Origin of the sequence: Citrobacter sp. Ct235, assembly GCF_030332305.1 — a bacterium.
Taxonomy (GTDB): Bacteria; Pseudomonadota; Gammaproteobacteria; order Enterobacterales; family Enterobacteriaceae; genus Citrobacter_A; species Citrobacter_A telavivensis.
The window spans coordinates 53263-77553 of the sequence record NZ_JAOWIC010000002.1; the positions used below are offsets into that span (position 1 = coordinate 53263).

The 24291-nt window shown below is 48.0% G+C and carries 18 protein-coding genes, 1 tRNA gene and 1 pseudogene; 15 read left to right on the plus strand and 5 right to left on the minus strand.

Annotation, left to right across the window (positions count from 1 at the left end; genetic code table 11):
* Positions 1-167: 167 nt before the first annotated feature.
* Together OGY35_RS00240 and OGY35_RS00245 are read right to left on the minus strand one after the other, a co-directional pair.
* Positions 168-1043 carry a GTPase family protein gene (locus OGY35_RS00240; RefSeq protein WP_286631128.1) on the minus strand — a complete coding sequence of 292 codons (876 nt, stop codon included), beginning with the start codon at positions 1041-1043 and terminating at the stop codon, positions 168-170.
* Positions 1044-1166: 123 nt separating this feature from the next.
* The gene (locus tag OGY35_RS00245; RefSeq protein WP_286631129.1) at positions 1167-2273 is read right to left on the minus strand and encodes a hypothetical protein; all 1107 of its coding nucleotides are present in this window, start codon (positions 2271-2273) and stop codon (positions 1167-1169) included.
* Between the two features lie 498 nt (positions 2274-2771).
* Between OGY35_RS00245 and OGY35_RS00250 the strand changes: the two genes are divergently transcribed.
* From OGY35_RS00250 to OGY35_RS00295, 10 genes and pseudogenes are all read left to right on the plus strand, one after another.
* Entirely contained in the window at positions 2772-2978 is a 207-nt protein-coding gene (locus OGY35_RS00250) for a helix-turn-helix transcriptional regulator (RefSeq protein ID WP_000213332.1), read from the plus strand.
* A 95-nt stretch (positions 2979-3073) separates the two neighbouring features.
* Complete coding sequence (locus OGY35_RS00255) at positions 3074-3667, plus strand: hypothetical protein (RefSeq protein WP_098067411.1); 594 nt, start codon at positions 3074-3076, stop codon at positions 3665-3667.
* A gap of 196 nt (positions 3668-3863) precedes the next feature.
* Positions 3864-4436 (plus strand): YagK/YfjJ domain-containing protein, encoded by a 573-nt coding sequence (locus OGY35_RS00260; RefSeq protein ID WP_219976647.1) that lies wholly within the window; start codon positions 3864-3866, stop codon positions 4434-4436.
* 134 nt (positions 4437-4570) lie between these two features.
* Positions 4571-4705 (plus strand): annotated as a pseudogene (locus OGY35_RS24490) (DUF7828 domain-containing protein); the annotation flags it as partial.
* Between the two features lie 143 nt (positions 4706-4848).
* Positions 4849-7698 carry an SNF2-related protein gene (locus tag OGY35_RS00270; protein WP_235348098.1) on the plus strand — a complete coding sequence of 950 codons (2850 nt, stop codon included), beginning with the start codon at positions 4849-4851 and terminating at the stop codon, positions 7696-7698.
* A 25-nt stretch (positions 7699-7723) separates the two neighbouring features.
* Positions 7724-8704 carry an AAA family ATPase gene (locus OGY35_RS00275; protein WP_048887777.1) on the plus strand — a complete coding sequence of 327 codons (981 nt, stop codon included), beginning with the start codon at positions 7724-7726 and terminating at the stop codon, positions 8702-8704.
* 9 nt (positions 8705-8713) lie between these two features.
* Positions 8714-11101, plus strand: a complete 2388-nt coding sequence (locus OGY35_RS00280) for a S8 family peptidase (protein WP_286631130.1) — start codon at positions 8714-8716, stop codon at positions 11099-11101.
* Between the two features lie 9 nt (positions 11102-11110).
* Complete coding sequence (locus tag OGY35_RS00285) at positions 11111-12814, plus strand: site-specific DNA-methyltransferase (RefSeq protein ID WP_286631131.1); 1704 nt, start codon at positions 11111-11113, stop codon at positions 12812-12814.
* A gap of 2 nt (positions 12815-12816) precedes the next feature.
* Positions 12817-15687, plus strand: coding sequence for a DEAD/DEAH box helicase family protein (locus tag OGY35_RS00290; RefSeq protein WP_286631132.1), 2871 nt, complete (start codon positions 12817-12819; stop codon positions 15685-15687).
* Positions 15688-15772: 85 nt separating this feature from the next.
* Entirely contained in the window at positions 15773-16279 is a 507-nt protein-coding gene (locus tag OGY35_RS00295) for a hypothetical protein (protein ID WP_286631133.1), read from the plus strand.
* A gap of 180 nt (positions 16280-16459) precedes the next feature.
* Here the strand turns inward: OGY35_RS00295 and OGY35_RS00300 are convergent, their stop codons facing one another.
* Positions 16460-17722, minus strand: a complete 1263-nt coding sequence (locus OGY35_RS00300) for a tyrosine-type recombinase/integrase (RefSeq protein ID WP_286631134.1) — start codon at positions 17720-17722, stop codon at positions 16460-16462.
* A gap of 198 nt (positions 17723-17920) precedes the next feature.
* Positions 17921-18005, minus strand: a tRNA-Leu gene (locus tag OGY35_RS00305).
* A gap of 199 nt (positions 18006-18204) precedes the next feature.
* Between OGY35_RS00305 and ahr the strand changes: the two genes are divergently transcribed.
* Complete coding sequence (gene ahr / locus OGY35_RS00310) at positions 18205-19224, plus strand: NADPH-dependent aldehyde reductase Ahr (RefSeq protein ID WP_152401836.1); 1020 nt, start codon at positions 18205-18207, stop codon at positions 19222-19224.
* A gap of 24 nt (positions 19225-19248) precedes the next feature.
* Here the strand turns inward: ahr and idnK are convergent, their stop codons facing one another.
* Positions 19249-19791: a gluconokinase gene (idnK, locus tag OGY35_RS00315; protein WP_152401834.1), complete on the minus strand. Its 543-nt coding sequence runs from the start codon at positions 19789-19791 to the stop codon at positions 19249-19251.
* Between the two features lie 217 nt (positions 19792-20008).
* Between idnK and idnD the strand changes: the two genes are divergently transcribed.
* From idnD to idnR, 4 genes are all read left to right on the plus strand, one after another.
* The gene (gene idnD, locus OGY35_RS00320) at positions 20009-21052 is read left to right on the plus strand and encodes an L-idonate 5-dehydrogenase (RefSeq protein WP_286631135.1); all 1044 of its coding nucleotides are present in this window, start codon (positions 20009-20011) and stop codon (positions 21050-21052) included.
* An 11-nt stretch (positions 21053-21063) separates the two neighbouring features.
* Positions 21064-21828: a gluconate 5-dehydrogenase gene (gene idnO / locus OGY35_RS00325; RefSeq protein ID WP_152401830.1), complete on the plus strand. Its 765-nt coding sequence runs from the start codon at positions 21064-21066 to the stop codon at positions 21826-21828.
* 63 nt (positions 21829-21891) lie between these two features.
* Positions 21892-23211, plus strand: a complete 1320-nt coding sequence (idnT, locus tag OGY35_RS00330) for a gnt-II system L-idonate transporter (protein ID WP_152401828.1) — start codon at positions 21892-21894, stop codon at positions 23209-23211.
* A 60-nt stretch (positions 23212-23271) separates the two neighbouring features.
* Positions 23272-24270, plus strand: a complete 999-nt coding sequence (gene idnR / locus OGY35_RS00335; RefSeq protein ID WP_042321747.1) for a DNA-binding transcriptional regulator IdnR — start codon at positions 23272-23274, stop codon at positions 24268-24270.
* The last annotated feature ends 21 nt before the right edge of the window (positions 24271-24291 follow it).

Sequence of the window (24291 nt, forward strand, 5' to 3'; positions counted from 1 at the left end):
CAACATCGGAACTATTTTTTATGAGCAGCCTGGCCTTATGAGCGCTCGTCTGACAGATAATGATGCTTCTCCTGATTTAGTTGATGATAAATCGCAATGGAAAGGACATGTCCACAATCAACAAATCATTAACAACCAGTTCATCATTCGCAGAGAAAATTGCAATATCAGAAGAATATCCAGTCCCAGACGGCCCGAGCGACCGACACCACCGCATCACGCACGGTATGAATCACCGTTTTCAGCGATGCAGACAGGAACGACGATGACTCTGCCGTATCGAAAACCCGGCCCACAGCGTCACCGAAACTGTCACGGGCCTGCGATTTTACCGGCTCTGTGCAGAATCTCCCTTGCAGTTGTGTCACCAACGGGCTGGTGGCGCGGTCAGGCAGACAGCGCATCATGGTTGCCACCATCTCCTCCACGCCCCAGCCGCTGCAGGCGGATACCACGCAGACCGGGTGATGCGGTTTAAACATTGCGGTAATGGCGGTCTGCTTTTCCTGAAGATTTGTCCGTTGCTGCGCTGAAGGCGTGCTGGTTCGGGTATCCCATTCGTGACAGGGTTCGATTTTGTCGGCCTGGTTCAGCACGAACAGCACCTGCTGCTGGTAAGGCTGCATCACACCGCGCCAGAACTGCTCGTCCACCGACAGCGCCCGGTCGTCGGCCTTGATGACCCACAGCACCAGGTCCAGCTCCGGCAGCATACGCAGGTACAGGGCGCGGTATTCCTGATCCCGTTGTCCGTTTTCTCCCACACCCGGTAAATCAACAATCACCAGGCTGTGACGACCGCTGCGCAGCCGGAAGCGCAACACGTCACGGGTACAGGCATTCACATCACTGACGGGGGAGACCTCTCCCCGAAAGAGTTCGTTACAGAGCGAGGACTTACCGGCACCACTCTTTCCCATGATGCCAATCACCGGCTCGTAGTGGGTGAGGTTCTGAATACGTTCAAGAATAAGCTGGCGAAGCGTATCGGGAAGCGACGCCAGCGGTTGTTCCAGGGCCTGAAGGCCGTGAGGTTTAGTCATACAGGGTTCTCAGCGTGAAAAATAAAAAATCCCCGCGCACCGGTCAGGGAGGCGGGGGATTCACGGAGATAATATCTGTCTGAAATTATTTTGAATGAAGCTTATTGCCACCATCATATTGCTTTATGATTGCCGGGATTTACTCTTCGCATCATTAAAAGCATTGTTAATCAGCTCTTTAAGAATTTCCTTCGGTATGGTTTTCTCTACGTGCGCAATATACTCAAGTTTTTTTTGAGCCGCTTTAGTCAACTTCACAGCGGCTGGTTCCTTCGCTCTTCTGACTCTTCTTTCCTTTTGCTCCCATGCACTTTTAAGCTCATCAAGCAGGATAGTTTTGTGTTCAAATTCTACCCTGTCCGGATCGAGACCGCCCGAAAGGAGTTTTCCTGGATTACGTTTCGGATTCTTTTCCGTTAAATACTCTCTCTGAATCATTGTCCAGCCTTTCCAGTTATCGAATGTTGCCACAAGAAAATGCCACTGCTGAATATGGTCACGAGCGAGGAATGGAACACCGATACATCGCTTATGCATTTCGTCCCAGAGCCACTGGCAATGCTCTTTATTATTACTATTGAGCCAGGCAAAAGGAAATGGATATCTTTTCCGACACTCACCCCACAACAGGGTAGTTCGGTCTATTATCTTTAGCCTTTGATTATCATCCTGACATGTAAAATATAAAATATAAATGATACTGTAGAGGCTGTTTTTTATTATTTCCTCTGAGTGCGGGTTAGCTATACCATTTGCAAACAATATATCTGCTGGCGGTAATTTACTGACATTACTGTCATTATTAACTCGTTCTTTGGTACAGAGATTAGTATTTCCCCTCTGACTATCTTCAATAAATATATCTTCTTTAGCTTCATTTTTAATGCCAAGAAGTTCGTCAATGCGTTTTTCTAATTCTTCGAGTATATCCGCTGATAAGGGTAAAAATTCAGGTTCTGCCTGCTTTAATGGGGTATCAGAATGAAATATTATTTTGCCCAGGAATTCTTTTTCTGATGCTGATAATTCGCTTAAATTTGTGCCGTCCGCTTTTTTGTTACCCGGCACTGTCCATAGTGGATATTCCGTAATCAGATGGAACAGAAAAAAGTGACACGCCCTCTGTTCTTTTTTTAACCACCTCAGTTCTTTTTCCAGTCCCCTGAGAGTTTTATATTTTCTATTTGATCGATTCTCATTCTCAATTTCTTTTTCTGATTTCTCTTTCATTGTCATATATTAAATAATTATCATTTGCATTTGTGTTGATTTAAGTGAATTTTAACATCAACAAAATAGTGAAAACAGTACAGATGGTCACATAGTGAAAGCAAACATTAAACAAATAAAATATGATTAAAAAGCATAATAAATCCGTAGGGTATTTTATGGTTTAAATAACGGAGGAATGGGCTTTGCAGCTATTTTTTTAAGGATTTTTACATCGTATTGCCAGCTTTGGTTGCTTTGTTTTTTCATTTCTGGCTTTACGGAAAAAGATCGTGGTAAGTGGCTTCTTCTTGCGGAGGTGTTTGTTTGAGCGGGCCCGGGCGTGTGATCACAAAAAGGTTATGAAACGAGGTGACCACTTTCTGCAGTTGACCGGAGGCGACAGGAGGTCAATGTACCTCGCTTTTTTTACGTATCAGCCCGGTTGGTATGTCGGAGTAGTGGTCGTTATCAAACTTCACTAATCCGGCTTACCTTTCTTAACCGGAGATACGAATCATGACTACCCGCCCCTCACTGACCGAAGACCAGTTCGTTGACATGGCATTTATCACCAGTCTGCTGCAAATGACAGATAAGTGGATTTATAAGCTCATTAAGGATGGAGTCTTTCCCAAACCCATCAAGCTGGGCCGAAGCTCCCGATGGTTAAAAAGCGAAGTCGAAAACTGGCTACAGGAACGAATCGATCAGTCCCGTAAATAACCTCCCACCAGACTAAACCCTCAGCAGAATAAAGACTATCCGGTTGCTCCGGAGGTTTTCTGCTGTCTGTCATTTAAGCCGGAAGGAATATGAACATGAAAGATTACAAGCCTCGTTACGAAGAACTTTATAAATGTTACCAGACCTGGCTGACCGATTTTACGAAGCTGACGGTCAGATCGGGTATGTGCCACCAGAATATATATCATCACCATACCCTGACGGTTGGTAGCCTTAAGTTTCCGGGAGAGGAAGAGGTTATTGCTGTTGTTCCCCAGTGTCTGCACCGGATTATTTATGGCAGAGCAGCAGCCCCACTGACTGTTAATGATGACCTGATCGTCAGTTTATTTACCCAGGAGCATCTGCTGGCTCACCATCCCATGCTGGAGGGGATTTTGCTGTCTGAGTGCGTGCGTTTAAAACAACGCCCTCTGGCAAATAAGCTCATCAGTTTGTTCCGCCAGTTCAGCGGTAGCGAGCTACGTCTGAAGCTGGTCTGGCTTTGCTGGTACGATTTGATGCTGGGTAATTGCCTTGATGACTGGACCGACAACCTCAGGTTCAAAAAAGACAAAGAGATGGATATCTGGATCAATAACCGGCAGGCGGAAAACCCTGCGCTGACCAGCCTGATGGACGAGTACGTCTGCTTTGCGTGGCGAACGACAGCTGAACCACTGCGTTAGGCTTCATCCATAGTCCTGCAAGGGATTTGAGGGTTATTGGGGAGTGAAAATTAATTTAGGTTAATTAATATAATTAATAGGCACTCCCTTTTTACAACCATCCTCTTAATCCATGCATTTCCCCAGCCATGCCCCTTCCTGAAGGCCAGGTGCATTCCATTGACTGGCCCTCACCAGCACTAAAGAAACTCATCCTATGCAAAACAAACAACGATGGGAGCCAGACTGGTTTCTACAGTCACTCCTGAACAACCATATCGACAAACTGGTAGAGCGCTATTCCTGCCTGCGGGCATTCCGAACAGATCTGTTTTACCAGGATCATACCGCTAAGTATTTCCTGCAGGATCACCAGCAGCTCGAATGGGATATCCGAAAGCTGATGAACCATATGATGCAACTCGAAGCGGTGGTCGGTTTCTTTTGGGTTATCGAATGGACTGAAGATCACCACTACCACGCTCACGTTGTCTTCTGGCTGGATGGCAGTAAAACCCAGAACACATATCCCTGGGCTCAACAAGCAGGTTTGCACTGGAGTGATATCACTGAGCGGGAAGGCTGGTATCACCGATGTGAGTTTAAAGAGCATTACACGGCCAATATCAATATTCCGGTGCGTTACAGCGATCCGGGCAGTATCGCCAATATCCGGCAGGTGCTGGCGTATATGGCCAAAGTTCAACAAAAGCAGGGGCTGCCGTTGTTTGGTTGCAATGAGGTCCCTGAGCGACCAGCAACCGGACGACCACGCAAGACTGACTTCTGAGTCAGTCTGTTTTTTACGTCAGCAATTCATAGTGTGACAACCACTCCGTAGTTCCACTTTCAATCCCCTTAATCCATTCAATCGCATGGCGTCTGTTTGCCCTTCAAGGACGGCTTACGCCTGCCTGCAGGAACATGACTATGTTTGCTAAATCCTTTATTGCTCTCGACGGTAACGGTCACCTGACCGGGGCTCGTACTGCGCAGATAGCGCCTTACGATCGCTATACCTGCCATCTGTGCAACAGCACAATGCAATACAGAAGTCAGTGTCTGGAACTGCACACAATGTTGATGTGGTCTAATTCTGCACGCAGGCTCACAGCAGGAACAACGCAATAGCTAGAACTCTTGTACTCGTGAAAGTAAAATAAGATATCTATCTTATCCCGTCCTATCTGAATGGTATAAAAATGTATTCAAATCATCAGCGTCTCTATCTGGCACAGTGGTTAACGTTAAGCGGCAAAGCCGAGGACTCACTTACACAGACCATCGCCAGCGCGCGGGTTGATATGAACCCCCATCAGGTAGAAGCAGCGATGTTTGCACTAGCGTCTCCTTTATCTAGTGGCGTTATCCTAGCCGATGAGGTCGGGCTGGGGAAAACCATTGAGGCCAGCCTGATTTTGGCGCAAAAGTGGGCAGAACGACGCCGGAAATTATTGCTTATTGCTCCAGCCACGCTGCGTAAGCAGTGGAGTCAGGAACTTGAAGAGAAATTTTCATTACCTTCGCGGATTATCGAAGCAAAAAGCTTCAATCAAATGATCAAAGAGGGATGTGGCAATCCATTTGACATTGAAAACGCAACTGGGGAGGCTGCGATATGTATTTGTTCATACGAATTCGCTTCCCGTAAAGAACATGAATTGGCCCGTATCCCATGGGATCTGGTCGTCATGGATGAAGCCCATAAACTGCGAAATATCTACAAGAGCGATGGCGCTAAAACGGCCAAAAAACTCAGTAGTGCATTATCTGGCAGGAAAAAAATTCTGCTCTCCGCTACGCCGCTTCAAAATAGTATCCTTGAGCTTTATGGTCTGGTTTCCGTTATTGACCCACATTTCTTCGGCGATTTGGCTTCGTTTAAGGCCCGTTATTCTCGGCAGAATATTGACGATGCAGAATTAGCGTTATTAAGGGTACGTCTGAATAAGATCTGTAACCGTACGCTTCGCCGACAGGTTCAGCAGGAAGGTGGTATCAGTTTTACCCGCCGTCATTCAATAACCGAAGATTTTCGCCCAACGGATGAAGAAGAAGCTCTCTATAAACAGGTTTCCTCTTATTTGCAGCAAGACGATCTACTGGCAATCAAAAGTGGTGCACGTCATCTAGTAACATTAGTCATTCGCAAAATTCTGGCCTCATCGTCCACTGCGATTCAGGGAACGCTGGAGACTATGATTCATCGTCTAGAAAATAAAATGCCGGTCTTAGATGCCCTGACTGATTATGAAAATTATGATGATTACAGTGATGAAGAAGGTATCGAAGATGAAGATACCATCGATCCTCGGGCTCTACAGGCAGAAATCGATCAGTTAAAAAGTTATAAAACGCTAGCGGCATCTATAACTAAAAACGCCAAGGCGGAGGCATTGTTAAGCGTTCTTAGTCGGGCTTTCAAATTCACAGTAGAACTGGGTGGATTGCGTAAAGCGGTCATTTTTACCGAGTCCGTGCGCACCCAAACCTGGCTAGCGCAACTGCTTTCAGACAATGGGTATGAAGGCGAAGTCGTGTTGCTCAACGGCAGTAACAGCGATGCGGCGTCTCGCAAGATTTATAGTGACTGGTTGGAGAAGCATCAAAACTCTGGCCGGGTTTCCGGTTCGCGTACGGCGGACATGAAGGCGGCGCTGGTCGAAAAATTTAGGGACGAAGGCACCTTGATGATATGTACCGAGGCCGGTGCAGAAGGTATCAACCTTCAGTTCTGCTCTTTGTTAATCAATTATGACTTACCTTGGAACCCGCAGCGGGTTGAGCAACGTATCGGGCGTGTTCACCGTTACGGACAAAAGCACGATGTTGTAGTGGTCAATTTCATTAATAAAGGCAACCGGGCCGATCAGCGTGTCTTTGAACTATTGAGCCAGAAGTTCCAGCTTTTTGAAGGCGTGTTTGGTGCATCCGATGATATTCTGGGATCGATAGAGTCGGGCGTTGATATTGAACGGCGTATCCATGAGATTTACCAGCACTGCCGCTCCGACGAGCAAATAGAACAGGAGTTTAATCAGCTCCAGGATGAACTCAAAGAGCAGCTGGAAAACCGGGAGAATGAAACCCGGCGTTCCTTATTTGAACATTTCGATGTAGATGTCGTCCGAAATCTAAAAACTCGACGCACAACTACCCTCGCACAGTTAAACGTTTATCAGGAAAATCTGCTGCTGCTAGCGGAAATGTTTCTAAGTGATAATAGCGATTTCCAGCACTCTGAAACTGGTTTTCGTTCCTCGGGAAAGTATTATGACGTTAGCTGGCCTGTTGCGGATGAAAAGGATGCAGAATTTTTCCGACCTAATCAGGGATACGGAAAGCAACTGATTGATGAGGCCCTACATGAGGGAAAAGATCTTTCCACATTGCCAGTTTGTCAGAAACTCCATTTCATCTACCAACCCAAGGCAGGACAATTGGCTGATGTAAAATTGCTTTGCCAACAATCAGGGCAGTTGTTACTAGCAAAAGTCAGTATCGGAAATCAAGAACAACAACGAGAGCAGCTACTTGTCGCTGCCGTAACGGAAAATGGTGAGGTAGTGGCGGAAGAAACCGCATCCCGTCTGCTTCGCTTGCCGTTGTCAGAGGTAACATCAATCGAAGAACAGCCTGTGTTACCCACTTTAACCGCACAATGTGAGGTTTTACGGAATTCTTTTATCCAGCAGGTCGAACGTGATAACGAACTTTATTACAATGAAGAAGTAGAAAAACTTGAACGCTGGTCAGAAGATCGTCGCATCGCGCTGGACCTACGCATCAAACAGTTAGATGCAGAAATTAAAGAAGCGCGTAAAACCGCCCGCCAACTTCCTTCGCTGAAAGAGAAGATGGAAGCTAAACGCTCCCTAAAGGCACTAGAACGCGAGCGGGACAACATCATGTTGCAGTATCATGATGAAAAGAAAAAAATTGAGCAGGAAGAAGACCGCCTGCTGGAAGAGGTTGAACAAAAGCTGGCGACAGAGATAACGTCCAGTCAATTATTTGCGGTGAGTTGGACATTGAATTCACCTTCCGCATGAAGTGTTGTTGTTTCAGGAGTCAATAATGGCTAACGGTAAAGTATTAAGACAGCTGATAAAAGCGGGCGCGACGGGCGACACTGCTACGTTCCGTCGCGTTTCAGAAGCCATTATTGATGAGGAACGTCAGAAACAGCACCATCTTCTGGCTAACGATCTGGAGCATATTCTTTATGGCGATCACATTGTTCAGGCTTCGCGTTCACCTACGTTGCCTCCGGCACCGGTAGACAAAGAAAGGGGGCTGCCACTGTTGGATCTACGGCAGCCGCAGCGCAGCCTCGATGAAATGATCCTTCCAGCTACCAGTGCTACAGTGATCGATGAGCTCCTTGAAGAGCACCGGCGTAGCGATGTATTGCATAGCTATGGGATGAAAGCAGCCAGTAAGATCATGTTTTTCGGGCCACCAGGCTGTGGTAAAACGCTGGCAGCGGAGGTCATTGCCTTTGAGCTGGACATGCCGCTGGCAATTGTCCGCCTTGATGTATTGGTATCCTCATTTCTGGGTGAAACAGCCGCAAATCTGCGTAAAATTTTTGATTTTATTGCCCAACATCCGCTGGTGGTCTTGTTCGATGAATTTGATGCAATAGGTAAAGAACGCGGCGACAGCGGAGAACACGGTGAATTACGCAGGGTCGTCAATGCTGTACTGCAAATGATGGATGCTTATCAGGGCAAAAGTCTAATTTTGGCGGCCACCAACCATGAACATATTTTGGACAGCGCCATTTGGCGTCGTTTCGATGAAGTGATTGAATTTCCTCTGCCAGATCAGACGCAGTTACGCGAGTTGCTGGCGTTAAAGCTACGCGGCATTCGCCGACAGTTTGAACTGGACGATAATGAGTTGTTATCCTTGCTTCATGGTAAAAGTGGTGCAGATATCGAACGCATTGTTCGCCGAGCCACTAAGCACATGATCCTGCGCCATCAGGAATTCCTGACGCTGAAAGATTTAAAAAACGCGATGCAGCGAGAGAACGCCAGAACTCACAGATAAGGGACTGCCATGACGGCGAATTATCGGCATCTAAATATTTCCAAAGCCCCTCTTCAGAATGATCGACGGACCCGCAGAGTCAATATGCCTCGTATTCGCAGAGGCGATTTACGTCTGCATGGGCAAATGTTATTGAACCAGCTCCAGACTCTGCGCCCGATGCTGACGCAGGTACCAGGCAGCGCCGCTGATGGTCGATATATACTCAAACTGAACTACAGCGGCACGATGAATTTTTCGGCATTGATACATCATGGAGTAGAGTTTGTCAGTCAGGAAAACAAACAAGTTTGCGTAGTCTTTAGTGACGAGCAAGGGCTGGCTACATTTGCAGAACATCTGTCATCCCTCGGTCTAGGTAATACAGAACTAACCTACAAACAGCTCCTGGAGGCGCTTGACGGTATTGAGGGCTGGTCGGCGGAAGATCGCAAAAGCTGGGCTCTTCGGCGTTATGGTTTTCCTGTAGCGGAACGCTTTAAACTGGATGTGGAGCTCTGGCCTATCGAAGTTGCGCATCATCCCAAACGTATCGATCTATATACACGTTTTGAGCACTGGTTACATGAGCAGGATATTTCCAGGCAGGATAAAGTCAATCTGGACAGCCTGTTAATGTACCGGGTCGAGGTTTCACTCGCGCAAGCGGAACACCTATTAGCTCATCGGGACGTTAGGTTTATTGATTTGCCACCGTCTAGTGGCATTAGTTATCAACAAATTAACCGGGACATCAATACACTTCCAGCTCGCCTGAGCTCGCCAGCGGAAAATGCGACCAGGATATGTATTCTGGATAGTGGTATTAATACCAACCATCCTTTGTTAAGCACCGCCATTGCTGAAAGCGCCAGCTTTATTCCCGATCAAGATGCGTTTGATGAACAGGGGCATGGCACTGCCGTTGCCAGTATTGCGTTGTATGGTGATGTTGAGGCTTGTAACCAGAGCAATTTCTGGCAGCCTCAACTATGGCTGTATAATGGAAAAGTACTGAACGAGCAGGCTGAATTTAACGCCGAAACTATTGAAGCTACACTTGCAGCCGCTGTTGCATATTTTACCGATCTCGGCTGCCGCATTTTCAACCTGTCATTGGGAAACGCTAATGCTCCCTACGACGGCAAACATATCCGCGGGATTGCATATTTATTAGATACGTTGTCCAGGCAGTACAATGTACTATTTGTTGTGTCTGCAGGGAATTTTGCAGGTAGTGATGAACCGCCTGTGCCGCAAAACAGCTGGCGGGATGAGTATCCTGATTACCTGTTGCATGAGGCAAGCGTTATCATCGATCCAGCTCCTGCACTCAATGTACTGACAGTGGGCAGCATCGCCAGGCATAACGCAACGCACGATGCACAACGAAGGCCTGAGGATATTCAGCATCTCTGTCCGGCAACAGAAAATCAACCTTCACCTTTTACCCGACATGGTCCATCAATAAAAGGGGCGTTTAAACCCGACGTTATGGCACACGGTGGCAGTGTCGCTTCCAATGTGCGGCAAGGGCAATGGCAGGCGCATATGCGTGGTTTGGGCGTATTAAGTTGCCATCACCAGTTTCAGGGCGCTACCCTGTTCAAGGAGCTCAGCGGTACAAGCTTCGCCGCACCTTATATTACGCATCTGGCAGGACGCCTGTTAAACGAATACCCGGATATGTCCGCCAGTATGTTACGGGCAATGCTGGTTAATCATGCATCTGTCCCTCAGGCGATGACGCAGGCTTTTCCGCAGGCGATGCGAGAAAGTTATAAAAACGCACCTACAACGAGAAACCGCGAGATAGAACGTGAGGTAACGGGTTACGGCATCATCGATGAAGATGCTTTATACCGCTCTTCAGAATATGTGGTGGTCATGCGATGTGAAGAGCAGATAGAAAATAACGCCCATCAGTTTTTTGAACTGCCCTTCCCGGCTTCTTTTTTAAGATCGCAGCGATCAACCCGTGAAATCCGCGTGACACTGGCTTACTCACCTGCTGTACGTACAACCCGGATGGATTATACCGCCACAAGGATCAGTTTCCGGCTGGTTAAAGGCCGCTCTCTTGACGAAGTACAGGCCAGTTTTAATCACCAGACACAGAGTGAAACGGAAACCCGCTCCGATGATGCCCAAACTAACCGTGTTGTATCAGCCCAACAGCGGGAACGCGGTACGGTACAATCTTCGGTTTGGACTTTCCGCCAGCGTCACCCTGATGAAAAATGGTTTATCGTTGTAACCCGTCAAGACAGAGATTGGGGCGAAGCATTCAGCAGCGAGCAGGAACCTTACGCACTGGTAGTGACCGCGACCGATCGCGATAATGAACATGCACAGCTTTATACACAAATTCAGGCGCAGATCCGTGAACAGGAACGCGCGCGAGCACGTATTGGATAAAAATAGATTATGTCAACTAAGCAAAAATTAGAACTTAACTGGATTGGTAAACATAAACGCCCTCGTCTGGAACCGCGTATTCTGCTTGAAGATAAGGCATTGTCTTATGGTGATGTGGATAGTGAAAATCTGCTAATTCATGGTGATAACCTGCTGGCACTGAAGGCTCTTGAACAAAAGTATGCAGGGAAGGTGAAATGTGCATATATTGATCCGCCATTTAATACCGGAGAGGCCTTCGAAAACTATGACGATGGTCTGGAGCATTCTCAGTGGCTAACGCTTATTCGAGATCGTATTGAAATCATCCAAAGATTATTATCTATTGATGGTACTTTTTTCGTGCACATTGATGATAACGAACTTGGTTATTTAATCGTTCTCTTAGACGAAATATTTGGCCGACAAAATCGAGTAAATATCGTAACCTTCAAACAAGGTTCTGCCACTGGTCATAAATCAATAAATCCAGGGTTGGTCACAACAACTAACTACTTAATAGTCTATGCAAAAAATAAACAACATTGGAAACCGCATAGATTATTTACCCCTAGAGAACGAGATAGTCGATACTCTCAATTTATTGATAACATTGATGAACATTATGAGGGATGGAAACTAATTCCTTTAAATGAAGCATTTGCAGCTTATCATGGCACTCAGGCTAAAGAATTAAAGAAAAAATTGGGAAGCAAATTTGAAGAGTTATTGAATGACTTCGTTATTGAAAATTCACACAGAGTGGTTCAGCCTGCACGCCCTGATTACAATTCAGTTGGGCAAAATGTAAGAAACGCTATCGATTTATCAAAAGAGAATCCAGATATTGTGATTCATCTTCAACGAGACGGCTATGAGGATATGTACTTCAAAAATGGTCAACGCTGGCTATTTTATAGAAACAAACTCAAAGAGATTGATGGCGTAATTGTGGCAGGTGAACCACTAACAAATTTGTGGTCAGATGTTTTGTCAAATAATCTTCATAAAGAAGGTGGCATTAAGTTTCCCAAAGGGAAAAAGCCAGAATCCTTAATAAAGAGAGTTTTGGACTTATGTACAAACCCAAATGATATCGTATTGGATTCTTTCGCGGGCTCTGGGACCACAGCAGCCGTTGCACACAAGATGAAACGCCGCTGGATCACCATTGAATTAGGGGATCAAGCATACACCCATGTGCAACCTCGTCTAAAACGGGTGGTTACAGGTGTTGATCAGGATGGTGTTTCCAAGGCCGTAAACTGGCAGGGTGGTGGTGGCTTCCACTATTTGCGCTTGGCCCCCTCGCTCCTGAAAAAGGATCGTTGGGGCAATTGGGTGATCAACAAAGAATACAACGCTGAAATGCTGGCAGAAGCCATGTGTAAGCATATGAATTTCACCTATGCGCCAAGTCAGACTCAATACTGGAATCATGGTTACAGCACCGAAACTGATTACATCTATGTCACTACCGGATCTTTGGCTTATGAACAACTCAAAATCATAAGTGAAGAAGTAGGCACTGAACGCACATTGCTGATCTGCTGCAAGGCCTTTATGACTGAGGGTGCCGATTTCCTTAATCTGACACTGGTAAAAATTCCTCGCGCCATTCTGAGTAAATGCGAGTGGGATCAGGACGACTATAGCTTTACGCTAAATGTACTCTCTGATTCAGAACAACCTGACGATATTGACTACGACGAAGATACTGAAGGCGAAGAATAATTATGAGCCAAAGCAACGCCATAAAAATTGCCAATCGGATTAGTGCACGACTGTCACTGCGCGATCCACAGGATGAATCATTGCGAATCTTATGTGACGTGCTCGAACAGTTCGGTCTCAGCAAAGATCCCGATCTTAATCGTTGGATTGAATTGCTACGTCAACAGTATCCCACTGTAAAAGGGTTTGAACGTGCCTTCCCTTCACTATGCTTTGCACTGGCTACGGGTGTAGGTAAAACTCGCTTAATGGGAGCGATGATTGCCTGGCTATACTTAACCGGACGTAGTCGCCACTTTTTCGTACTAGCTCCGAACTTAACCATCTATGAAAAACTTAAGATGGATTTTTTACCCGGTTCGCCAAAGTATGTTTTTCAGGGCATCCCTGAACTGGCACAAACACCGCCGGTTCTAATCACTGGTGATGACTATCAAGAAGGACGGGGCGTTCGTCTAGATTATGCGATTGCCGAAAGCAAAACGGGTGATCTTTTTGGCAGCGAAACCGCTCCGCACATTAATATCTTCAATATTTCCAAAATCAACGCACTGGAAAATGCCAAAGGTGCGGCTAAATCAAAGGTCGCTAAAATTCGACGTATTCAGGAATACGTCGGAGAATCTTATTTTAGCTATCTTGCAAACCTGCCAGATTTAGTTGTTTTGATGGATGAAGCTCACCGTTACTACGCTAGTGCGGGCGCACAAGCGCTTAACGATCTTAATCCAGTATTGGGTATTGAATTAACCGCCACACCGAAAACCGTAGGTGCAAACCCACGTGATTTTAAAAATATTATTTATCACTATCCCCTTTCGCGTGCACTAAAAGACGGATACGTCAAAATTCCAGCTGTTGCCACGCGCAAAGACTTCCGTGCTGCCAACTACTCTGAAGAGCAGTTGGAAAAAATAAAGCTGGAAGACGGAATCCACCATCATGAATACGTGAAAACGGAACTAACCAGCTTCGCCAACAACACCGGTAACAAACTGGTCAAACCTTTTATGCTAGTCGTTGCGCAGGATACCGATCATGCAGACAGGCTAAAAGTACGCATTGAACACGACGATTTCTTCAATGGCGCTTATAAAGGCAAAGTAATAACCGTTCACTCTAACCAGTCAGGCGAAGAGTCAGAAGAAACTATGCAGCGGCTTTTGGCCGTTGAGCATGACAAAGACACCGAAATCGTCATTCATGTCAATAAGTTAAAAGAGGGATGGGACGTTACAAATCTGTACACTATCGTTCCATTACGTGCTTCTGCCTCTGAAATCCTGACTGAGCAGACTATAGGCCGAGGACTGCGCCTTCCCTACGGCAAAAGAACCGGCGTCGAAGCCGTCGATCGCCTGACGATTATTGCCCATGACCGTTTTCAGGAGATTATTGATCGTGCCAATAACGATGACTCGATTATCAAGAAAGTTCTGTATATCGGGCTGGATGATGATGAAAATGGTATTCCAGAAGTAAAACCCCAGCAAATTATCGTACCATCAATGGCTGAATTCCTGTTGGGAAATCAAGTCATTGATAATAATGGGTTGCAGGCTTGTGAACCTCAAGCGATATATCAGACAAACTCCATATCAAAACCGGTACTCAATACGGAAACTGAACGTAAAGTCGCAGAACTCACGTTTAAAGTGGTGTCAGAAGAAGCTAAACGGTTAACCAGCAGTCAGCAACTCAGCACGCCAGAGGTGAAAGCAAACGTAACTCGACGGGTACAACAAGCCTTGCGTGAATGGGAAGTGACTCAACATCAAATCTCATCGTCTTCGGATCAACTCGATTTGACGGAAATGATTGAAGAGCAAGTTGAACAGCCAAGTTTCCTTTCAATGGAGGATACGGAAGTTCAGGAGTTGGTCGGGACGATCACCGAAAAACTGATGGAATATACTATCGATATTCCTCGAATCGTGGTTTTGCCAGAACGTGAAGTCAATTACGGGTTTAATGATTTCAACCTTTCCGGGTTGGATCGCATTGCGCTCAAACCCGGCAGTAAAGAGCTCTTACTCACGCATCTGGAGAATAACGAACAGCGGACAATCAGTTGGCAGGAAGGTGGAGAAGCGGAAGAACGGCCCGAAAACTATCTCATTCGTTATCTGCTCGACCATGATGAAATTGATTACGACGAACATGCCGACATGCTCTACAAACTGGCCGGACAGATGGTGAACCATTTGTGCAGTTATCAACCGCCGGAAGATTCAGAATCCGTTCTGAAAAATGCGGGTCGGCAACTGGCTGAATTTATATGGGTGCAAATTAAACAAAATATGTGGACAACGCCAACGGGCTATACCGGGCGTATAACTCAGGGCTTTGATGTAATACATCCAGCGACGTTCAATTTTGCCGGTAATGAAAAACCGAGAGATTTCCGTGTTGCAGTTCCCGCAGGAGAAAAAAATAAAGTCCGCCAGATGATTTTCACTGGTTTTACTAAATGCTGTTACCCTTATCAGAAATTTGACTCTGTAGATGGGGAGCTCCGCCTAGCTCAAATATTGGAGAATGACCCCTCAGTGATTCGTTGGATGAAACCTCGCTCAGGTCAATTCCGTATCGAATATGCTAATGGTAGAAATTATGAACCTGATTTCGTTGTCGAAATGAACAATGGCTATTGCCTGATTGAACCGAAAAAAGCGACAGAAATCGACACGCCAGAAGTTCAGGCCAAAACGCGAGCGGCTATCCGTTGGTGCGAATTTGCAAATCAAAATGCTGATAAACTTAATGGGAAATCGTGGCAATATGCTCTTATCCCCCATGATGAAATTGAGTTAAGTCGTTCAATTTCTGGACTAATGGCTGATTTTATGATGACTAATAGTTTATCTGTATAATAGCTATTTTGGAATAATGACGAGAATCATCCTTAGGAGGTATAATGCCGCCTAAGGATGGTTTAACATAAAAAAAGATAAAAAAATGAATCTAGGAAACGAGTTCCCTAAAAAGCAGAATGTTTATAAAGGCATGTGGTATTTAATCACTAACACCAACCGATTTGTATTATCCGCAGCCGAAAACTCAATGGCATTTGAGCTTGAGAAAGAAGAGTATCAACGGAAGCTCGAACAAGGAAATTACAGTCTTGATCCAAAAAATCATACCTACTCTCATCCCCAGAGGCTAAAAGAATTACGAACTTTGTTACTCAAGACAACAATCTATATTTTTAGCATTATTATTTTAATAGCAGGCATTGGTTTTTATACGGAAGAATTAAAAATAACACCCCATTTATCATGGAAAAATAGTGTCAGCGCTTTAGGTATTATTTTAATTTCATGGTCTACATTATTTCAATTAGGCTGGGGAAATGGCACATGGAGTGGAACGTGCCTGGATGAATTGGTAAGAAATTCTCTTTTTCGTCATATTTTTAGCATTGGTGTATTTTTGAGCTTATTATATTTCGTTCTGCCAGAATGACTATCCCACCTCCTCCCTACTAAATCTGTGGCTTATTCATAATGAGTTGAAGGGAGCAGATTGCCCGACAAAGGGCAACAATGATCATTATCCCTTACAATAGATCCATTTTTGGCAGAATTAAGGCGGTACTTCACGCCGCCGCCCATGATCAGCGCCATTCAACAATTTGAATTATAATCACGTTTTATTATTGGTTTTCCCAAAATCAAACGGACTAACCCCCTTCTCCCGATTCGCATCCAGATAATCCGCCCACCACTGCAACATCAGTCTGCGTTCATCCAAGTGCTCGGCCTTATGGATATAAGCTGCACGTACTGAGTTACGCTCCTGGTGACTCATCTGCCGCTCTACCGCATCTCTCGACCACAGCCCCGACTCAATCAACGAACTACACGCCATCGTTCTGAAACCATGCCCACAGACTTCCGTTTTGGTGTCATAGCCCATAACTCGCAAAGCCTTGTTCACCGTGTTCTCACTCATGGGTTTACGGGGATCGTGATCGCCTACGAAAATCAGCTCTCGATTCCCATTCATGCTTTTAATCTTTTCCAGAATAGTTAAGGCTTGCCGCGACAAAGGAACAAGATGAGGAGTCCGCATCTTTGAACCACGCTGAGAATGTTTAACTCCTTCCAGCAGTTCGCGCTCACCTGGAATCGTCCACATGGCCGTTTCAAAATCGACTTCTGACCAGCGGGCAAAACGCAGCTCGCTTGAACGGATGAAAACCAACAAAGTGAGTTCAACCGCCAGTCGGGTTAACGGTCTACCAGAATAGTGATCAATGCGATGAAGTAATTCCGGAATACGGTTAAGTTCCAGAGCAGCACGGTGCTGTCTTTTTGCCGTAGCAACTGCACCGGCAATCTCTTGTGCTGGGTTGTAATCGATTAAGCCGCTCTGTACAGCAAAACGCATAATTGCGGTAGTGCGCTGCTGTAAACGGGCGGCGACTTCAAGACGCCCGGATGACTCCACCGCTTTGATGGGTACAAGAAGATCCCGAGTTTTAAGCTCCATAATGTTCCGCTTCCCAATGGCAGCAAAGAGATTATCTTCAAGGCTTTTCAATACACGAGCGCTATGCGATACAGACCACTTCTGATTACTGGCATGCCAGTCTCTGGCGACTACTTCAAACGTTATCGCCTCTTGCTCCTGCTCTACTTTAACTGCTTTCTTGTTCTCACTGGGATCGACGCCATTAGCTAACAGCTTCCTAGCTTCATCCCGCCGTGCCCTAGCATCCGCAAGCGAGACTTCAGGGTATTTCCCCAGCGCCAGCATCTTCTCTTTGCCGCCAAAGCGATAACGAAGCCGCCAGTATTTGGAACCGTTAGGGTGAACCAGCAAAACCATGCCTTCACCATCAGTAAGCTTATAGGCTTTTGCTTCAGGCTTAGCCGAACGAACCTTCACATCACTCAGAGCCATGATGAGTATCCTTTCAAGGGTTCTGTGTGGGTACAAACATTATCGAACCGCGATATACCCGCAGTTGTACCCGCATCAGTAAGTTGATGTAGATTGAATCAGGTTGACTTAGGTTGAGTGAAAAAGCGAGGAAAGCCTTGCGGATACTGGATTTCAGGCACAAAAAAAGACGTCCGTTGACGTCTATTGATGTTCCGATGGTGCCGAAGGCCGGACTCGAACCGGCACGTATTTCTACGGTTGATTTTGAATCAACTGCGTCTACCGATTTCGCCACTTCGGCACTGAAGAGGTACGCGGAAAACGTTGTGGATTATACCTGTAGCACGCAACCATGCAAGCGCTAGCGTGTGTCTTCTCCGTTAAGTGTCGAAAAAATCAGCACGCTTCCCCTATTCCTCTTCTCTATCCCCTCTTCTGCAAAGCGACGCCGTTTTCCATGCTCTACACTTTTCTGTTCAACACCACATGAGGGAAACACGATGTCGATGATAAAAAGCTATGCTGCAAAAGAGGCGGGCAGCGAACTCGAACTCTTTGAATACGATGCGGGCGAACTCAAGCCGGAAGATGTCGAGGTACAGGTCGATTACTGCGGTATCTGCCATTCCGATTTGTCGATGATCGACAACGAGTGGGGATTCTCTCAATATCCACTGGTTGCCGGGCATGAGGTGATTGGTCGCGTGGTCGCTCTCGGCAGCGCAGCACAGGGGAAAGGGCTGAAGATCGGCCAGCGCGTGGGTATTGGCTGGACGGCACGCAGCTGTGGGCACTGCGATGCCTGTATCAGCGGCAATCAGATCAACTGTCTGGAAGGCGCTGTGCCAACCATTCTCAATCGCGGCGGCTTTGCTGAGAAGCTGCGCGCAGACTGGCAGTGGGTGATCCCGCTTCCGGAAAGCATCGATATTGAATCCGCCGGTCCGCTGCTGTGCGGCGGCATCACGGTGTTTAAACCGCTGCTGATGCACCACATCACCGCCACCAGCCGCGTCGGAGTGATTGGTATTGGCGGGCTGGGGCATATCGCGATTAAGTTGCTGCATGCGATGGGGTGTGAAGTCACCGCGTTCAGCTCTAACCCGGCGAAAGAGAAAGAAGTGCTGGCGATGGGTGCCGATAAAGTGGTGAACAGCCGCGATCCGCAGGCATTAACCGCGCTGGCAGGCCAGTTCGATCTCATCATCAACACCGTCAATGTCGATCTCGACTGGCAGCCCTACTTCGAAGCGCTGGCCTACGGCGGCAACTTCCACACCGTCGGCGCGGTGCTGAAACCATTGCCGGTACCCGCATTCACGCTGATTGCCGGCGATCGCAGCATCTCCGGTTCGGCGACCGGTACGCCATATGAGCTGCGTAAGCTGATGAAGTTTGCCGGACGCAGCAAGGTCTCGCCAACCACCGAACTGTTCCCGATGTCGCAAATCAACGAGGCTATTCAGCACGTGCGTGACGGCAAAGCCCGCTACCGCGTGGTGCTAAAAGCCGATTTCTGACGGTCTGACCCAGCGCCTCCTTGCTCAGATTGAGGCGCTGAGTCGCTCCCGCGCCTGGCGAAACGCCAGCACCGCCTGTTGGCACTGCGCCGTCACGTTCTCAATATCATGATTAATGTCGATACGTGCGATATCGGCTTCCTCTGCCAGCGGACATTCCAGCGCCTCAAACTGACTTTTCAGCAATCCGACCGGCATAAAGTGCCCTGCCCGACGCTGCATCCGCGCCAGGATAATGTCGTAATCGCCATCCAGCCAGAGAAAATGCACGTTAGGACTGCCTTTGCGTAAAAAATCGCGATACTGTTTTTTTAATGATGAACACACAATAAATCCCGTCTCATTTTTTTTATACAGACTATAGGACGCATCATTTAAGCGTTCTAACCACGGCAGCCTGTCTTCATCGGTTAACGGTATTCCCTGAGACATTTTATCAATGTTTTTGGCAGGATGGAGATCGTCGCCATCAATGAACTTCGCCGATAATAATGCAGCCACCTTACTGCCAATTAACGATTTACCACTTCCTGAAACGCCCATCAAAATATAGCTTTCCCCGGCCATGTAAAACCCTCTGCGTCATATTCCATGGCGCGATACTACGCCTGCACAATCGGCAATTTCACGTTTTTTTATTTCCATAGATAAGAATTATAAAGCGCATCACGTTATGCGTAACATTGTAGTGTAACAATTTTCCAGCGTGACACTGATCACAAATAAGGACAATGAAAACCGCTTAAATGCACCGGAGATGAAGACCTGACCCAGTGAGGCATTTATGGAAGTGAAAACTCAATCCTGCGTTGTCGCGGGTAAGCATTCTGTTGCCGTTACACAACAGAATATCGAATGGAATAATAAAGGCACGCTCGTAAAAATAACTCGCGGAGGAATTTGCGGCTCTGACTTACATTATTATCAGGAAGGCAAAGTCGGTAATTTCACCGTCAAAGCCCCGATGATTTTAGGTCATGAAGTTATTGGCAAAGTGGTCCATAGCGATTCAGAAACATTACGCGAAGGACAGTCAATTGCTATTAATCCGTCTAAACCGTGCGGCCATTGTAAATATTGTCTTCAGCATGAAGAAAACCAATGTACTGAAATGCGCTTTTTTGGCAGCGCGATGTATTTTCCGCACGTCGATGGGGGATTTACCCAGTTTAAAACGGTCGATACCGCCCAGTGCATTCCTTACCCGGAACAGGCGGACGAAAAGGTTATGGCCTTTGCCGAACCGCTGGCGGTGGCCATCCATGCCGCGCATGAAGCTGGCGACCTACAGGGTAAGAAAGTGTTTATCTCCGGCGTCGGCCCCATCGGCTGTCTGATCGTCAGCGCGGTGAAAACGCTGGGCGCCGCGGAAGTGGTCTGTGCCGATGTCAGCCCCCGATCGCTGTCGCTGGCTCAGCAAATGGGCGCGGATACGCTGGTGAATCCTCAGCATGACTCGCTCGATCAGTGGAAAACGGAAAAAGGCTATTTCGATATCAGCTTCGAGGTCTCAGGCCATCCTTCCTCTATCACTACCTGTCTGGAAGTTACCCGGGCAAAAGGGGTAATGGTGCAGGTCGGGATGGGCGGCGCCGTTCCGGACTTCCCGATGATGATGCTGATCGGCAAAGAAATCGCCCTGAAAGGCTCTTTCCGCTTTACCACCGAATTTAACACCGCGGTCTCCTGGCTGGCGCATAACGTTATCGATCCGCTGCCGCTGTTGAGTGCGGAATATCCGTTTACCGATCTGGAACAGGCGCTGATTTTCGCCAGCGACAAAACCCAGGCGGCGAAAGTTCAGCTCGTCTTTGAGAATGAAAAATAAGGAGCAACATCATGAACGATCTTTTTTCACTGGCAGGTAAAAATATACTGATCACCGGCTCCGCCCAGGGGATCGGGTATTTGCTGGCAACGGGTCTTGGCAAATATGGCGCGCAGATTATCGTTAACGATATTACGTCGGAACGGGCAGAAGCCGCCGTCGCAAAACTACAGCAGGAAGGGATCCGCGCCGTTGCCGCACCCTTTAACGTGACGCATAAACAGGATATCGACGCCGCAATAGAGCATATCGAGAAGGATATTGGCCCGATTGATGTACTGGTCAATAACGCCGGGATCCAGCGCCGTCACCCGTTTACCGAATTTCCAGAGCAGGAGTGGAACGACGTGATTGCGGTCAACCAGACCGCCGTGTTCCTCGTCTCCCAGGCGGTAACCCGTCGGATGGTTGAGCGCCAGGCCGGGAAAGTGATCAACATCTGCTCGATGCAGAGCGAACTGGGTCGCGACACCATCACGCCGTACGCCGCATCGAAAGGTGCTGTGAAGATGCTGACTCGCGGGATGTGCGTTGAGCTGGCGCGCCATAACATTCAGGTTAACGGCATCGCGCCAGGGTATTTCAAAACCGAGATGACCAAAGCGCTGGTTGAAGATGAAGCTTTCACCTCATGGCTGTGCAAACGTACGCCTGCCGCCCGCTGGGGCGATCCGCAGGAACTGATTGGCGCAGCGGTATTCCTCTCCTCCAAAGCCTCGGACTTCGTTAACGGGCACCTGCTGTTCGTCGATGGCGGCATGCTGGTCGCAGTGTAACCACTGAACAACCCTACGCAGCGCGCAAGCGCTGCCTTTTTGGCACAGATAAGAGATAAGATTATGCCATTAATCATAATTGCGGCAGGCGTCGCGCTGCTTCTGGTCCTGATGATTGGCTTTAAAGTCAATGGCTTCATCGCCCTGGTCCTGGTCGCAGCCGTCGTGGGATTCGCCGAAGGGATGGACGCACAGGCAGTTTTACATTCCATTCAAAACGGGATCGGCGGTACGCTCGGCGGACTGGCGATGATCCTCGGTTTTGGCGCAATGTTGGGTAAATTGATTTCTGACACGGGGGCCGCACAACGCATTGCCACTACCCTGATCGGTACGTTTGGTAAAAAACGCGTGCAGTGGGCGCTGGTCGTCACCGGACTGGTCGTCGGGCTGGCGATGTTCTTCGAGGTCGGCTTTGTGCTGCTACTGCCGCTGGTATTTACGGTAGTGGCCTCTTCCGGTTTGCCGCTGCTGTACGTCGGCGTGCCAATGGTTGCCGCCCTCTCGGTGACCCACTGTTTCCTGCCGCCGCATCCGGGACCGACCGCCATTGCGACGATTTTTGAAGCCAACCTCGGCACCACGCTGCTGTACGGGTTCATTATCACCATCCCTACGGTGATTGTCGCAGGCCCGCTGTTTTCAAAACTGCTGACCCGCTTTGAAAAAGCGCCGCCGGAAGGGTTGTTTAACCCGCACCTGTTCACCGAAGAGGAGATGCCGTCCTTCTGGAACAGTATCTTTGCGGCGGTGATCCCCGTCATACTGATGGCTGTTGCCGCAGTCTGTGAAATTACGCTGCCAAAAACCAACTCAGTGCGGGTATTCTTCGAGTTTATCGGTAACCCTGCCGTCGCGCTGTTTATCGCTATCGTACTGGCGATTTTCACCCTTGGCCGACGCAATGGACGCACGATTGAACAAATCATGGATATCGTCGGTGATTCTATCGGCGCCATCGCGATGATTGTGTTTATTATCGCCGGCGGCGGCGCGTTTAAGCAGGTACTGGTGGACAGCGGCGTGGGCCAGTATATTTCGCAGTTGATGACCGGCACGTCGCTGTCGCCGCTGTTGATGTGCTGGACGGTAGCAGCATTGCTGCGTATTGCGCTGGGGTCAGCGACCGTTGCCGCGATCACGACCGCAGGCGTAGTGCTGCCGATCATTAACGTCACTCATGCCGATCCGGCGTTGATGGTGCTGGCAACCGGGGCCGGTAGCGTGATCGCTTCGCACGTTAACGATCCTGGATTCTGGCTGTTTAAGGGTTACTTTAACCTCAGCGTCGGTGAAACGCTGCGGACATGGACCGTGATGGAAACCCTGATTTCGATTATGGGACTGCTGGGCGTACTGGCGCTAAACGCCGTTCTGCATTAAGAAGGCGGGATTAACCACCGGGGGGCGATGTCGCCGCCGCTCCCCGGTACGGGAGAGAAGATGAGGAACCACAGAATTTCTTTGCAGGACATTGCCACGCTCGCGGGCGTGACCAAAATGACGGTGAGTCGCTATATCCGCTCGCCGAAAAAAGTCGCAAAGGAAACCGGCGAGCGTATCGCGCAGATCATGGAGGAGATTAACTACATCCCGAACCGTGCGCCCGCCATGCTGTTGAACGCGCAAAGCTACACGCTTGGCGTGTTAATTCCTTCATTTCAGAACCAGCTCTTCGCCGACATTCTTGCCGGTATTGAATCTGTTACGTCTGACCACAACTACCAGACTCTGATTGCCAACTATAACTACGACCGCGAATCAGAAGAAGAGTCGGTGATCAATCTGCTCTCCTACAATATCGACGGCATCATTCTTTCCGAGAAATATCACACCCTGCGCACGGTGAAATTCCTGCGATCGGCTGCGATTCCCATTATCGAGCTGATGGATATCCAGGGCGATCGTCTGGATATGGAAGTCGGGTTTGATAACCGTCAGGCGGCGTTTGATATGGTCAGCACCATGCTGGATAAACGCCAGCGGCGCAAAATTCTCTATCTCGGTTCGAAAGACGATATCCGTGATGAACAACGTTTTTGCGGCTACTGCGACGCGATGACGCAGCGAAACCTGACGCCTCTGCGCGTTAACCCACGGGCGATCTCGTCGATTCATCTGGGCACGCAACTGATGCGCGACGCGCTCGTCGCCCACCCGGATTTAGACGGCGTTTTTTGCACCAATGATGATATTGCAATGGGTGCGCTGCTGTTTTGCCGGGAGCGCGAACTGTCCGTACCGGAGCAAATCTCCATTGCGGGTTTCCACGGTCTGGAGATGGGCCGACAGATGATCCCAAGCCTTGCCAGCGTCATTACGCCCCGTTTTGATATTGGCCGCATGGCGGCGCAGATGTTGCTGAGTAAAATCAAGAACAACGACCACAACCACAATACGATCGATTTGGGATACCAGATTTATCACGGCAATACGCTATAAGTGATTTTCTCTCCCCTGCGC